Origin of the sequence: Sphingobacterium sp. UME9 (assembly GCF_014170215.1) — a bacterium.
Classification (GTDB): domain Bacteria; phylum Bacteroidota; class Bacteroidia; order Sphingobacteriales; family Sphingobacteriaceae; genus Sphingobacterium; species Sphingobacterium paramultivorum.
Window position 1 is genome coordinate 1065026 of sequence record NZ_LZZP01000003.1, and the last position, 14446, is coordinate 1079471.

Sequence of the window (14446 nt, forward strand, 5' to 3'; positions counted from 1 at the left end):
GACAAAACATTTACGGTGCTCCAGAAAACATTCTTATCCTACAACATCAGTACTTAAAACGCATAGCTTTTGTCCTAATTTTTTCCAGATTAAGATTGTTAAAAAATGAGATTGTATGTATACATTTGACGTACACAAGACTCGAACATCCTACCCTAGGAAAAGAGTTTAATAAAGCATCCGCATTAAATAGATAAATTTATGTATAACTTTAAAAATGACTATTCAGAAGGGGCACATCCCCGCATTTTAGATAAGCTTATTGAAACGAATCTGATACAGCAATTGGGCTATGGGGAGGATGACTATTCCAAAGAAGCCAAATCGATTTTGAAGAAAAAGATAGCTAATCAGCAAGCCGTTATCCACTTTTTATCTGGTGGCACACAAACAAATCTTCTTGTCATATCTTTTCTTTTACGTATCCATGAAGCAGTGATCAGTGCAAAAACAGGGCATATATCTGCAAATGAAACTGGTGCTATAGAAGCAACTGGACATAAAGTCATTACCGTTGAAACTTCTGATGGAAAATTGACACCTAACGATATTACTACGGTACTCAAGGAACATGCCCTGGCGCCACATGTGGTAAAACCAAGAATAGTCTATATTTCTAATTCTACTGAAATCGGCACAATATATTCTTTGGCAGAGTTGGAAGCGCTATATGTATGCTGTCAGCAGCAACAGCTGTTACTTTATTTGGATGGCGCACGCTTGGGTCATGCTTTGACGGCGGAAAACAACGATTTAACCTTTGCAGCTATCGCTAAATACACGGACGTTTTCTACATTGGAGGAACAAAAAATGGTGCTCTTTTGGGTGAGGCAGTTGTGTTTAACCGTCCCGAATTAGCCGTAGATTTTGACTATGCGATCAAACAGAAAGGCGCCTTGCTCGCCAAAGGCAGAGTGCTTTCAATTCAATTTCTAACGCTATTTCAAGATGATTTGTATCTTGAGCTGGCATTGAGAGCTAATTCGCTTGCGATGCGTATGGCGAAGGCCATCAAAGACAAAGGATATTCCTTTCTAACGGAATCAACCACTAATCAGATTTTTCCCATTTTACCTAAATCGGTCATCGAAGCACTGCTTATAAATTATCAATTTTATATATGGAAGGATATCGATTCAGATTATGCAGCGGTTCGTTTGATCACCTCCTGGGCTACAGACGAGAAACAGGTTACTAACTTTATAAATGATATATTGAATTCATAGGGATTGTTCCGCCCCAACCAATAAATCTTATATAAACAAAAGCGCCCAATAGGTAATCTTTTACGTATTGGGCGCATCTTATAAAATTGAAAAACTAGTCTTTAGGTTCAAGGGCTTTCCATACCCCTGCTGCTACAGCTGCCCCTACTAATGGTGCTACAATAAAGAGCCAAAGCTGCGATAAAGCCTGACCGCCGGCCAAAATCGCTGGCCCAAATGAACGAGCAGGATTAACCGACGTACCTGTTACAGGAATAGCAACCAAATGGATCAAAAGAAGCGTAAAGCCGATTGCAAGCCCAGCCATTGTGCTGTTTCCTACCTTCGAAGTTGTTGCCAGTATCACAAATAGAAAAATGAAGGTTAACACGGCTTCAATCAAAAAGGCAGAAGCAGTACCATATTCGTTTTGATATCCTTTACCCCAACCGTTTGAGCCATACGCCCACTCCCCTGCGGTAAATCCGGCCAATTGCCCACTTAAAATCTGCTGAAGGACAAATGCCCCTAAAAGTGCACCAATAAACTGAGCGACAATATATACGACAGCATCCTTGACAGACATTCTACCGGCCAACAATACACCCACCGTCACCGCAGGATTGATATGACAGCCTGAAATTCCACCGATAGCGTACGCAAATACCACCACCGATAGGCCGAAAGCAACAGCAATGCCCAAGAGCCCCAGGCCAGAAAGTCCGCCCATCGTATTGGCTCCGGCAATAGCAGCTGCACCGCAACCAAAAAGTACCAAACCAAATGTTCCAATTAGTTCGGCGATAAATTTTGAAGATGTTTTAATTTCCATATGAATCTGTTTATAACTTAGTTAACTCTAATTTAATCATTTTCCGCATAAAATTATACTGCTAAATAAATTATTGTAGAACAATATCCACAGCACTTTAAAACCAACGTTAATAAGCTTTTCTATATTAATTTAACCAGATTTCATCACAGGCTATAAGAGGCTTTCGCTTAGGATGATACCGCCATTCGGGTAGTTTTGCCAAAGGTGAAGCATAAACTCGGATCACTTTAACACTGTCATTTAATAATACTTGATAAGGTATCTTGTCCAAGGTGTAATCCTCCTCAATGGATTCAAGCTTACTGAGAAATACATCTTGAAAATCTTTTCCATTCTTAGATACCGAAATTCGAATTTCTTTTGGTGGAAATATCCAATGTCGGGCATCCTTTAGAAAATTAAGCGCTATGGTATCTATTCGCCTTTCCTGTTCAAAATCAAAAGTAATATCCATCGGCTCCCCGTTCCATAGCAACCAATTATAGCTATAATCCATATAGCCCGGCACACTATCTGTAAGTGTTTTTAGTCCATTGGCAGGGAAAGAAGGGTCAAATGGATATCTCAACTTAATATTTGCTTCAGAGGCCTTATTTCCTCTAACGCCGGCTTTGAATATTTCAGACCACTCCTTTGCATAACTATCGGGTGATGCACCACCTTCGGCAAGCTCTATAACGCCCAATTTTTTTGCATCTTCAACAAATTGTGTTACTTTACGACTCACCTTTTGTCTCACAACCCAACGCTCCCCCTCTTGTTCAAATATACCATGTTGATGCGGTCCATAAAATCTTGCTTGTTGCAAATAGGTATAATCCAACCCAAGTCCAATACGCCTGACACGGGATTCCAATAAAGGATTACCTTCACTGGCTATTTCCGCTTTTTCTAATAATGTACTATACTTATCCATCGCCTCTGGACTTAAAAAGTCATGTCTATTATCAATCGGGTTTCCGTAAATGGATAAAGCTGATGAAGGCCCGGGCAAGTGATTTCTTCGTTCAGCAAGATATGCTTTAATAAAGGGTCCAGCCTTGCCATAGTAGCCCTCGATAAACTCGTTGGTTAGCTGTTCTTCTGAAAGCGTCGTATCCCAGGCGAGGTTAGCCAATATATAGGCATTTAGCTCCGCCATATCACTATAAGTCGCCCCTCCACCTTGCAAAAAGACCCCTTCGACACCTTGCGTTTTCAAATATTGTAGACTTTCCTGCATGGTTCCTTGGATCGGAAATGGCGCAAGATAATTGGTGAACTGTGTCAGATAATCCCATACAAATACATGTTTGGCTTTAGCTTTCCAAGCTCCTAATTGTCTACGAAAAGTTGCTGCTGATGGTTCACTTCCAATGTCATTTTTTCTAAAAGCATCGATATTACTTAATATCACAGAAACATTATCGGCAACCTTGAGGTGTGTTGGGGCGTTTGCTGATTCTAAATACGCCAGTGTTGTAAATTTTTTGTCGGGAAATTGTGCGGCCACTCTATTCACAAAGTGAATCAGTGAGCCTTTCGCTCCCCCCTCGCGTTTATCAATCGCCTGACAACGATCGCAAGTACAGCTTCCAATATCGTCATTGGCCGCGATAGACCAATAAGTAGCTGTGGGGTTTTCGCTTATCCTACGTTTAAAATAAGCTACGGTAAGATTAAAAACGTCCTGGTTAGATAGACAAAGTTGAATAGGTTGGCGTTTTCCATCATATAGGGAGTAATACTCAGGATGTTCTTTAAAATAAACTGATGGTGGCAATATTTTACTGAAAGTGTGCCCCCAATCTCCCCAGCGTTCTTCCAAATTATGTAAACCATACCAATCCATATACTCCTGATCCAATTCAACAGGGAAATAAACCTCTCTAAACTCAAAATTTGGTTTGGAATAAATCTTCAGATCTGAATTCACTGCTAAGAATGTCAATTTTGGAACGGATGTATTTTCTTTACCTACATACCACTTTCGTCCACCAATAATATCCCTGACATAACGATATGCCGCAAATAGTACACCTTTACCACTTCCCTTGATATAAATATTCTTTCCTACAGCTTGTATGGAATAACTATCTTCAGGAAACGTATTAGTTATTGGGCTTTTTTCCAAAATAATGGCATGTGTGACCTTTCCTTTAGCTTGTATTGCAAAATCTACACCTGTACTTTCTTTTGTAAAAGTGTTTATCACCGCAGCAGCTTTTTGTAAAACAGGATCATTTGCATCCGATTGAATGACATAATCCGTTTTCCCTTGATCAACCAATGTAATTCTTTCTTTACCCTGAACTATCGTTACCATTGACAATAGACATAACATAAACTTCCACATCATATTAAAAATATTTCCTTAATGATAGATTTAGGTCATACTGATTCATAAATCTATTTTCAGCAACTTTGTAATAGCTCCAACCGCCCATGAGTGTAAAACCCCAGTTGTCTATACGATGTTGCCAGCCAGCGTTAATTGATCCTGATAAAAACCTCCTAAATAGGCCAGCCCTCGCATTCAAAAAAGGATCGAATTAAATGGATTATATGTTCAGTTTTACTAAGCATGACCTATTCTTAATCGTACACGAGATATAAGTTCTGACGGAGAGATAGGCTTTTTAATATAATCATTGGCTCCGACTTCAAAGCCTTCCACAATACTATTATCATCACGGTAACCGGAAATAATAATAACAGGTACCTGATTATTCGTATTACTTTTCCGAATGCGATCGATTATTTCGTAACCATTGGCAAAAGGTAATGCCAGATCTGTTATGACCAAATCAATGGTTTCGTCAGAAACCAACGAGAGCGCTTCCTTGCCAGATTTGGCAAGTAATAGGTCATAGCCCTCCCTTACAAGAACAAATTGCATTGTACTTAATAGAATCTCATTATCTTCGATAACAAGAATTCTCTTTTTTTCGTTCCCCATAGCCGTAGATTTTTAGTTTTTCACAGTGATACAAAGTTCGAAAAAAAAAGAAAATTAGTTGTAGATTAACCACTACAACACCATTTAAATAATTTAAACAAAGATTTTAGTTATTGTTTTTAATTAAAATGACAGTATACTGACAGGTGGTGGGCCCTATATTATTATTAAACAACTAAACTAGTATGCAAATTTTCAACTTCTCGGATTAACGTTTGCATAATATCTGTTGTCGAAAGTTCACTGTAAGAATGGATCGATTGTCCGGCCCAAATATTTACAAAATCGACATTTTTATTGGCTTTGGCTACTTTTCGTAATTCCCCGGTGAGTTTATTTTGATAGGGATATGGTAAGATATAGTGCGACTTGTCCAAAGCTTCAATAAATGTATTCTTTATACCTCTGGCATAGCGCCCTGAAAAACTCCTTGTCAAGACAATATCTGATTCCTGAACATGAGAAAGACGCGCTTTCTCAAAGTCCAGCAGTGCGCTTTCTTTAGATTTGAGCAATAAACTGCCAATCTGAAAACCATTGGCACCTAATAGCTTTGCAGAATGGATCGTGCTTGCATTATATAACCCACCGGCATAAATAAGCGGAACGTTTACGTGCTCTTTCACTTGTGGTAGCAGAGAAAATCCGCCAATCTCAGGAACAGGTGCCTCCTCAAAACTTCCGCGATGTCCCCCAGCTTCTAATCCCTGTACACAGATCATATCAATACCAGCTTCTTCCAAAGCAATTGCTTCTGCCACCGAAGTGCATGTACCAATAATCATCACATCATTGTCTTTCAATCGTTTTATACTTTGTGCATCCAGATTTCCAAAAGTAAAACTCACAACTTTACACTGTTGGGTTATGATCGCGTCAATTTGTTCCCTGTAATCTGTAATATGGATGCTATCGAGCTCCGGTAAAGCTACTTCTAAACCATATTGCAAGGCTAACTGTTCCACGAAAACCTTTGTTTCATTATACGCTGTCCTCAAATTCACTGAAACTTCAGGAACATGATTTACAAAAATATTGACTGCAAAAGGCTTCTTTACATATGCAGCGGTTGAACGAATAAGCGCACTACAGCGTTCTGCTGGTAGATCACCCAACGATAACGACCCGAGCGCTCCGGCACGTGACGCTGCAATGACCATTTCTGGTGTGGTAACACCAAACATGGGTGCCTGGATAATCGGATAATCAATACCTATTAATTGTGTAATTTGATTTGACCATTTCATATCGGAAGTAATTAATATGCTTAAGATTCAACTAAAATAGCTTTCATGTGATTGTTCTAATTTAAGCTATTTTAAAACAAATTATACTATAATACTAGAAAATCATCCTGCATTGCGGTTCCAAATAAGCGATTTATACCGTATATTTATACTATACTATTACGTAACAAACAATTTTATGAAAATCGCTTTCTTTTCGACAAAACCATACGACAAATTATTCTTTGAGCAGGAAAACAGCACCTATGGCTTTCAGTTTAATTTTTATGAAACGCATTTAGGTCCACACATTGTCAATGCTATTGAAGATGAGAAGGTAGTCTGCGCATTTGTCAATGATAAACTCAACAGACAAGTTATTGAAGTACTTGCTCAAAAAGGTGTTGAGCTGATCGCCTTACGCTGCGCTGGCTTTAATAACGTTGATCTGGAAGCTGCTAGGGAATTTGGTATAAAAGTTTGTCGAGTGCCCGCCTATTCCCCTGAAGCGGTAGCTGAGCACACCATGGCCATGCTATTGACATTGAATCGTAAAACACATAAAGCCTATAATCGCGTACGGGAGCAAAATTTTGCATTGAATGGACTTTTGGGATTTAATCTCCATCAGAAAAAAATTGGCGTTATTGGTACTGGAAAAATTGGAAAGGCTTTTATCAAAATCGCATTGGGATTTGGGGCAGATGTAATTGCCTATGATTTATACCCAGACCAGCAGCTTACAGCACAAGGTGTCAATTACAGATCGTTGGATGAAGTCTTCAAAGAATCAGATATTATTTCTCTTCATTGCCCGCTTACTCCCGAGAACCACTATCTCATTAATAAGGAGTCATTGGAAAAGATGAAAGATGGGGTGACAATTATTAATACAAGCAGAGGCAATCTAATCAATACCAATGATGCTATTAAAGCGCTTAAAGAACGGAAAATTGGCTTATTAGGTATTGACGTCTATGAACAAGAAGAAAAGTTGTTTTTTAAAGACTTATCGACAAAAATTATTGAAGATGAAACAATACAATTATTGATGAGTTATCCGAATGTTTTGGTTACGGCGCACCAAGCTTTTTTCACAACAGAAGCATTAACAGAAATTTCTCAAAGAACGCTTCGGAGCATCGCCGACCTATCAACCAAAGGGATCACTGATGCAGAAGTCTTGCTATAACGAGACTATGTATCAAATTTATTTCGGATAAAACAATGAAAAACCATGTTTTGAAAGGATTCCTCTTGGCAATTGGGGCGGCTATTCTTTGGGGTGTATCGGGTACTTTTGGCCAATTTCTTTTTCAGAAAAGGGCAGTTAACGTAGAATGGCTTATTACCGTAAGAATGCTTGTGACAGGCATTGTATTATTGCTTTTGGCCGGAATACACAAGAAAAATGAGATTTGGCAGATTTGGCGTCATCGTAAAGATAGTTTAGCACTTCTTCTATTCAGTATTTTTGGTGTATTAGCCGTCCAATATACTTATTTTGCCGCCATAAATTATTCCAACGCTGCTACCGCAACAGTGCTACAATATACAGGTCCGGTCCTGATCGCAATCTACATGGCGTTGAACAAGAGAAAATTCCCTTCGAAAGTTGCTTGCCTGGCCATACTTTTAGCTATACTAGGCACATTTCTTTTAGTCACACATGGGAATTTTGGTTCTCTGTCGATTTCTCCGCTCGCATTATTTTTTGGTTTAATGTCAGCTGTTACGCTTGCTTTTTATACACTACAACCAATCCACTTGTTAAACAAGTATAATGCGGCAATAGTTATCGGTTGGGGAATGCTATTGGGAGGTCTCGTTTTTTGCTTTGTCAAACCTCCTTGGGAAGTTGATGGAATCTGGGATGTATATACCTATAGCTACACTGCTTTTATTGTAGTCTTCGGCACACTAATCCCTTTTTATGCTTATCTAACAGCAGTTAAGCTTATTGGTGGACAAAAGACAAGTCTTCTAGCTTCTGCCGAACCCTTATCGGCAGCCCTATTAGCTGTATTGTGGTTAAATACACCATTTAGAGAAACAGACTGGATCGGCACTTTTTGTATCATCGGTACAATCGTCTTATTGGGCATCACCAAAAATGAGGAGCGAAAAGGGATAAGCTAAATGCCTATCCCCTTTCGCGTTTGTAATCTGACCACCATTCATCAAGTCTTTCAATGACCGGCAGTAAAGTTTTACCTAATTCGCTGAGTTTATATTCCACGCGTGGTGGAGATTCAGCGTAAATCTGTCTACATAAAATACCATCGCGTTCGAGCTCACGAAGCTGAACAGTCAATGTCGTTTGCGCCAGATCTTCCATTTCCCGTCGTAGCTCACCAAATCTTTTGGGGCATTGTTTAGCAACCGCCTTAATGAGCAAAACTTTCCATTTTCCACCTATTATCTTAAAAATCCCATTGACATCACAGCAGGCGCCAAAATTTTCACTTTTTTTTTCATTCATAATCACCTCATACTGACCATTAGTTCATAAAAACATACCAAGTATATAATTTATAACTACTTGATTGTAAAAAATATCCAAGCTATTTTTAATCATAAAATTATTAAAAACTTTCTATATGCGCTTTCAAATTAAAGATTTACTTCATATTTTCCTCCTTTCAACTGGTATATTTCTTTTCGTCATAGATCTCTTTATTATTAATGTTTCCCTTCCCACAATTCAACATGGACTACATCTACGAGACAGTGATACGCAATGGATTATAATACTTTATATTATTGGGTATGCAAGTCTTCTAATCAATGCTGGGAATGCCGGAAATCATTATGGAAAGAAGAAATTATATTTAATTGGGATGGCTTGTTTTACTGTAGCTTCCCTTTTATGTGGCTTAGCCGATAATCTTTACATTTTATTGGCCGGAAGATTGATTCAGGGGATTAGCTCTGGACTTATGGTTCCACAGGGCATCGCATTGATCACTTTACTTTTTGAAAATCCGGAGAAGCGATCGATGGCTTTGGGCATTTATGGAAGCATAGCAGGTATTGCCTCAGTAATAGGTCAATTATTGGGCGGAATTCTCCCGGATCAGACTTGGATAAATGAAAGTTGGCGTCTTATTTTTTTAATCAATGTTCCCATTGGGATACTTGCCTGCTTTGCTGTCTATCGTTATACATTTAGTGACCAAGTTAGTGGAAAATCCAAGATCTCTTTTATCCCCATGATAACGTTGTTTATCCTTTTAATGGGAATAATTTTCCCTTTAATCATGGGACCTGAGTTGAAATGGCCACTCTGGTCATTACTGCTATTGGGAACAGCAATTGTTCTCGTCCTGTTATTTCTAAAAAAACAACGGAAATTAGAACAAACGGGCCGTTCTAGTCTACTCAATTTCTCCTTATTCAATAATCGGGTTTTCAATTTAGGCCTTCTAGCGGCATTAGCCTATTATATGGTGCAGGATGCTTATTTTATTATTAACTCCAATTACCTTCAAAATCAAAAGAATTATACGGCAACAATGACAGGAATTGCCTTTGTTTTTCAAGGTATTGGTTACGTATTGGCAAGTGTTATTGTAAGCAAGTTAATACAACGCCACGGAAAGATCATTGTCTTATATGGATTAGGAATAATGATTTTGGGGTTACTTTCTCATCTTTTCGTTTTCAATACGATGATCATAGATAGCTACCAAATACACGCCCTCTTCTTTTTTTATGGTATTGGCTGCGGTACTGTACTGCCGGCATTAATGACACTCGCATTAAAAGACCTTAACGAAAAACTAATTTCCGTAGGATCTGCCATCTATCTAACTGTACAACAACTATCTATATGCTTAGGGATCGCTTTTATTGTCGGTATATTCCTCCATCAGAAAGAGACTAAATTTCTTATTTGGCAAGATATCTCTTCGGCCTATGGCTACTCGATCGCACTATCGGTCATATTACTCTTATTCGTCGTATGTTCAATAGCTTATTTACCTTCACAAAAAGTAAAATAGCAGGTAATTCGTTCAGGATTTCGCTGGGGCTATCAAGCTTTCTCTAAGGATTAATGTAGCTAATTTGCTGCCTTATACTTGTCTACTAAAGCGTAGTCATAAGGAATACGGATGCTCAGCGGGCTAGCTTCCCATTGGTCTGAACCGCTGGCCAGATAAAAATCATAGGCATTGCGCAGGAAATTCTCCCCATTGGGAGCTTCTTGCCAGTTTTTCTTCTCCCTGTTGTAAAGTAATATCATACAACTCACGCAAGTACCCTTATCTTTCATGGTCGAATTTTCATAACACTTCCCTATTTTTACAGTTAATTTTTGCTGAATAATAACATCGGTCAACCGCCCATTTGTGAGGTGAATTAGAGCGATCTGTGCATCTTCATCCGTTGGTGAATGTTTTGCTGGTTTCAATTGATCGAACTGAGCCCGATGTATTCGTGCTATTTCGGCCTGTCCCACATCCAATGGTAAGAGATTTGTATCTACAGGATGGAGGTCTTCAACATCATCCGCCCGGGTAACACCAGCACTTAATACAATATTTTGTTTGGATGTATCAGTATCAGCGGCAGCTGAGCCTTCATTTTTATCGAATAGCTGTGTAAGTTCTGAGATATGATGCCCTATTTGATTAAAACCCACAACGTAATTTAAGATAACGAAAGCCAGCAAGGCAAGGACAGAAAAGATAAAAAGTGCCTTCCAAATACTAGTTCGGCCACGCTCATTTGTTTCTACTTCCAAAAAAGAAGATCCTTTGTGATCTGCTTCCTGAGAATCGCCGCGATGTTCAAGCAGATCATAATCAGCCAAAAACAGGTCTTTACCATCAAAAAGATCAATATGGTCTTCTTTAAACATCTCTACAATATCCCGGGCAGTTTTATACTTTACATTTGCCTGGGTGGCAATCAGATCAATAGCAGCATTTACATCACCCTGTTTAATGAATTCACGAATAGTTGCTTTATCAATTTCGATCGTATTGACGAGAATATTTTTGGTCATATCTTTTAATTTCCTATAGATTAGAATGCTTTGCTACCTACGCGAAGTAAAAGCATTCTACTTCAAAAATGAGATTAATAAATGAGAGATCAATGAAAATTTCTTCCCTTATGAAAAATATCCGCAGCATGATCTCCTTCTGTGGTCAGATCTTTTAACAAACCCGACATATCAAAGCAGCGTTGTGCGATCACATGAATAACTTCACCTTCAACCTGAATTTTACCCGCGACCATAAGGAGTTTTGCCCGGAGGATTTCTTTTCGATATTTTTCAAACACATTACTCCAAACGACAATATTTGAAAAACCAGTATCATCTTCAATGGTGATAAATAAAACACCTTTGGAGGTTCCTGGGCGTTGTCTAACAGTAATCAACCCACATACTTTCACTGGCATATCATTTTTTATCAAGCCCAATTTTGCTGTGGGCACTACATGGAGAAGATCGAGCTTTCCACGCAAGAAACTCACTGGATGTGCTTTAATGGATAGTGAAGTCCGTGCATAATCTGCTACCACATGCTGGCTTTTGGTTAACAAAGGTAATTCGATTTGCCCCTCCATGGCACTTTCAGACGTTTGACCTTCAAATAATGCAATCGGCCGATCACCCAATGCTGTAATTTCCCAAAGCGCTTGCCGACGATCAATACCTAATGATGTAAAGGCATCTGCATCAGCTAATTTCTCTAACGCAATAAGAGATAGTCCAACATCCATCATACCAGTAATGGATGAATAGGCAGACTGCCGACCTTGAGTCAACACAACGGCCTCTTCCATTGAGAATCCTTTGATCTGACGTAAACCTAATCGAAGAGCATGCGGTTTTCCAATTTCTCCCTCTAAAGTATTGTCCCATGAAGAATGATTGATATCAATAGGACGTACTTTTACGCCATGTTTCTGTGCATCAATTACAATTTGAGCAGGTTGATAAAAGCCCATGGGCTGACTATTGAGTAAGGATGCCGCAAAAATATCGGGGTAGTAATACTTAAGCCATGAGGACACATACACCAGTAAGGCAAAAGACGCTGCGTGACTCTCTGGAAAACCGTAACTGCCAAAACCTTCCAATTGCTTAAAAACTCTATTGGCAAATTCTTCCGTATAGTTTTTCTTTACCATACCATCGACCATTTTTTTGTGAAAAGCAGATACCTGTCCTTTTGCTTTGAATGTAGCCATGCTACGGCGCAATTCGTCGGCTTCCGCAGGAGTAAATCCGGCAGCGACTATGGCAATTTCCATGGCCTGCTCCTGAAAAAGAGGAACCCCCAAGGTTTTTTTAAGAATGGTTTGGATCTCTGTACTGGGATAATCAACAGCTTCCTCTTTATTTCGACGGCGCAAATAGGGATGCACCATATCACCTTGTATAGGTCCAGGCCGAACGATAGCTACTTCAATGACCAGATCATAAAACTCCCGTGGTTTTAATCGCGGCAACATCGACATCTGGGCCCGGCTTTCGATCTGGAATACACCTAAGGTATCTGCATGACAGATCATATCGAAAACCTTTGGATCGTCCTCTGCCCCAATATCAGCCAGGGTAAGCTCTTTTCCATAATGCTTTTTAGCGAGATCAAAAGCTTTGCGAATACAGGTCAACATCCCCAAAGCAAGTACATCAACCTTTAGAAAGCCGAGTGCTTCAAGATCATCTTTATTCCACTCGAGATTTGTCCGATTATCCATGCGGGCATTTATTAAGGGACAAAGCTCATGCAAATCACCTTGCGTAATAACAAACCCGCCTGTATGCTGCCCCAATTGACGTGGAAAGCCAATATACTGATGTGTCAATTCGAGAACTTTTCGCAAATGTTGGTCATCCGGATTAAAGCCCTGTTCAACCAAACGTTCTAAATTGATATAATCGTCCCAATGGCTACTCACGACCCCTGCTAAACGCCCTACAGCATCCATGGAAAGCCCCATGGCCTTGCCAACATCACGTATAGCCCCTTTGGAGCGTACCTGTGTGACAGTTGCTACGATAGCAGCACGATTGCGGCCATATTTTTCATAAATATACTGGATGACTTCCTCCCGGCGCTCATGTTCAAAGTCGACGTCTATATCTGGTGGTTCATCGCGTGCATCGGACATAAATCGCGCAAATAAAAGCCTGTATTTTGACGGGTCAACAGAAGTAATACCTAAGCAGTAACATACGGTTGAATTTGCTGCAGATCCACGCCCTTGGCATAAAATTCCCTTTTCCTTCGCAAATCGAACATAATCATACACTGTCAAAAAATAAGAAGCATAATTTTTGCGTTCGATAAAATCCAGTTCCATTTGAATCGTTTCGCGAATTGCATTCGGGATATCTCCGTTAAATCGTTTACTGGCACCTTCCCAAGTTAAATAACTTAATTCTTCCTGTGTAGTCCGACCATGAGATGATAATTCATCTGGATAGATGTATTTCAAATCATCTAAGGAAAAACGACAAGCATTGGCAATTTTTACACTCTGTTCTACAGCTTCAGGGTACAGTCTAAACAATCGTTCAACTTCAGTTATTGATTTTAGATAGCGCTCTGCATTGGGATGTAAATTAAATCCAGCCGTATGTATCGTACATTTTTCACGAATACAGGTTAAAATATCCTGCAATTCACGCCTTTCCGGTACATGATAATATACATCACCAAGTACAACAAGCGGGATGGCCAGGTGTTCGCCCAACTGATTTATTCTAAACAATAATTTAGCATCATCACCACGATAGAGTTTTTTTATTCCTAGATTAAAACAACCCTGTAGACGCTGTTGACATTCCTGTACAAACGCTGTAAATGACTGCTCAAGCTCAAAACCGACCACTAATTTTTCAGGTGGACAAATAATGAATATAATCCCCTCAGCATATTGAAACACATCATTTTTGTACAATTCGCATTTTCCTTTTTCCGTCCTTAGGTTTCCGACAGTTAACAATGTTGAAAGCCGCCCATAAGCCTCTTTATCTGTCGGGTATGCCAATAAACTGGGCCCATCCTGTAAATCTAAACGACAAGCAGGAATCAGTCGTATACCGTTTTTTTTTGCAGCCATATGTGCACGGACGATTCCAGCAAGGCTATTACGGTCAGTTACTGCGACAGAATTATACCCCAATCGCGCCGCTTGCTCAATCAGTTCTTCCGGATGAGAAGCACCTTCGAGAAAACTAAAATTACTTGTTATCTGTAATTCACAATATACCAT

At 39.4% G+C, this 14446-nt stretch carries 11 protein-coding genes; 4 read left to right on the forward strand and 7 right to left on the reverse strand.

Annotation, left to right across the window (positions count from 1 at the left end; all coding sequences use genetic code 11):
* Positions 1-201: 201 nt before the first annotated feature.
* Positions 202-1227, forward strand: coding sequence for a low specificity L-threonine aldolase (locus A9970_RS06075; protein ID WP_182981659.1), 1026 nt, complete (start codon positions 202-204; stop codon positions 1225-1227).
* Between the two features lie 94 nt (positions 1228-1321).
* Here the strand turns inward: A9970_RS06075 and A9970_RS06080 are convergent, their stop codons facing one another.
* The 4 genes from A9970_RS06080 to A9970_RS06095 all read right to left on the reverse strand — a co-directional run bounded on the left by A9970_RS06080 (position 1322) and on the right by A9970_RS06095 (position 6226).
* Positions 1322-2038 carry an MIP family channel protein gene (locus A9970_RS06080; protein WP_153848542.1) on the reverse strand — a complete coding sequence of 239 codons (717 nt, stop codon included), beginning with the start codon at positions 2036-2038 and terminating at the stop codon, positions 1322-1324.
* A gap of 127 nt (positions 2039-2165) precedes the next feature.
* Positions 2166-4346, reverse strand: coding sequence for a DUF4838 domain-containing protein (locus tag A9970_RS06085; RefSeq protein ID WP_182981660.1), 2181 nt, complete (start codon positions 4344-4346; stop codon positions 2166-2168).
* Between the two features lie 252 nt (positions 4347-4598).
* Positions 4599-4979 (reverse strand): PleD family two-component system response regulator, encoded by a 381-nt coding sequence (locus tag A9970_RS06090; protein ID WP_153848544.1) that lies wholly within the window; start codon positions 4977-4979, stop codon positions 4599-4601.
* Positions 4980-5146: 167 nt separating this feature from the next.
* A complete protein-coding gene (locus A9970_RS06095) occupies positions 5147-6226 on the reverse strand; it encodes a nitronate monooxygenase family protein (RefSeq protein WP_182981661.1) in 1080 nt (359 codons plus the stop codon).
* Positions 6227-6404: 178 nt separating this feature from the next.
* Here A9970_RS06095 and A9970_RS06100 point away from each other — a divergent pair, with 178 nt between their 5' ends.
* Both A9970_RS06100 and A9970_RS06105 read left to right on the forward strand, forming a co-directional pair.
* The gene (locus tag A9970_RS06100; RefSeq protein ID WP_182981662.1) at positions 6405-7397 is read left to right on the forward strand and encodes a 2-hydroxyacid dehydrogenase; all 993 of its coding nucleotides are present in this window, start codon (positions 6405-6407) and stop codon (positions 7395-7397) included.
* Positions 7398-7432: 35 nt separating this feature from the next.
* On the forward strand, positions 7433-8344 hold the full coding sequence (locus A9970_RS06105) for a DMT family transporter (RefSeq protein WP_182981663.1): 912 nt from the start codon (positions 7433-7435) through the stop codon (positions 8342-8344).
* 4 nt (positions 8345-8348) lie between these two features.
* Here A9970_RS06105 and A9970_RS06110 read toward each other — a convergent pair whose 3' ends face one another.
* The gene (locus A9970_RS06110) at positions 8349-8687 is read right to left on the reverse strand and encodes a helix-turn-helix domain-containing protein (protein ID WP_083663640.1); all 339 of its coding nucleotides are present in this window, start codon (positions 8685-8687) and stop codon (positions 8349-8351) included.
* A gap of 118 nt (positions 8688-8805) precedes the next feature.
* Between A9970_RS06110 and A9970_RS06115 the strand changes: the two genes are divergently transcribed.
* Positions 8806-10209 (forward strand): MFS transporter, encoded by a 1404-nt coding sequence (locus A9970_RS06115; protein ID WP_182981664.1) that lies wholly within the window; start codon positions 8806-8808, stop codon positions 10207-10209.
* A gap of 59 nt (positions 10210-10268) precedes the next feature.
* On the opposite strand, the gene A9970_RS06120 is transcribed toward A9970_RS06115, so the two are convergent.
* Complete coding sequence (locus A9970_RS06120; protein WP_182981665.1) at positions 10269-11216, reverse strand: hypothetical protein; 948 nt, start codon at positions 11214-11216, stop codon at positions 10269-10271.
* 89 nt (positions 11217-11305) lie between these two features.
* Positions 11306-14446, reverse strand: coding sequence for an error-prone DNA polymerase (locus A9970_RS06125; RefSeq protein ID WP_182981666.1), 3141 nt, complete (start codon positions 14444-14446; stop codon positions 11306-11308).

What these genes read in the sequence shown, in the direction of transcription:
- A9970_RS06090 (WP_153848544.1), bottom strand. Translation starts at nt 4,979, where the DNA reads ATGGGGAACGAAAAAAAGAGAATTCTTGTTATCGAAGATAATGAGATT.
- A9970_RS06120 (WP_182981665.1), bottom strand. Translation starts at nt 11,216, where the DNA reads ATGACCAAAAATATTCTCGTCAATACGATCGAAATTGATAAAGCAACT.
- A9970_RS06095 (WP_182981661.1), bottom strand. Translation starts at nt 6,226, where the DNA reads ATGAAATGGTCAAATCAAATTACACAATTAATAGGTATTGATTATCCG.
- A9970_RS06105 (WP_182981663.1), top strand. Translation starts at nt 7,433, where the DNA reads ATGAAAAACCATGTTTTGAAAGGATTCCTCTTGGCAATTGGGGCGGCT.
- A9970_RS06080 (WP_153848542.1), bottom strand. Translation starts at nt 2,038, where the DNA reads ATGGAAATTAAAACATCTTCAAAATTTATCGCCGAACTAATTGGAACA.
- A9970_RS06110 (WP_083663640.1), bottom strand. Translation starts at nt 8,687, where the DNA reads ATGAATGAAAAAAAAAGTGAAAATTTTGGCGCCTGCTGTGATGTCAAT.
- A9970_RS06125 (WP_182981666.1), bottom strand. Translation starts at nt 14,446, where the DNA reads ATGGTATATTGTGAATTACAGATAACAAGTAATTTTAGTTTTCTCGAA.
- A9970_RS06085 (WP_182981660.1), bottom strand. Translation starts at nt 4,346, where the DNA reads ATGGTAACGATAGTTCAGGGTAAAGAAAGAATTACATTGGTTGATCAA.
- A9970_RS06100 (WP_182981662.1), top strand. Translation starts at nt 6,405, where the DNA reads ATGAAAATCGCTTTCTTTTCGACAAAACCATACGACAAATTATTCTTT.
- A9970_RS06115 (WP_182981664.1), top strand. Translation starts at nt 8,806, where the DNA reads ATGCGCTTTCAAATTAAAGATTTACTTCATATTTTCCTCCTTTCAACT.
- A9970_RS06075 (WP_182981659.1), top strand. Translation starts at nt 202, where the DNA reads ATGTATAACTTTAAAAATGACTATTCAGAAGGGGCACATCCCCGCATT.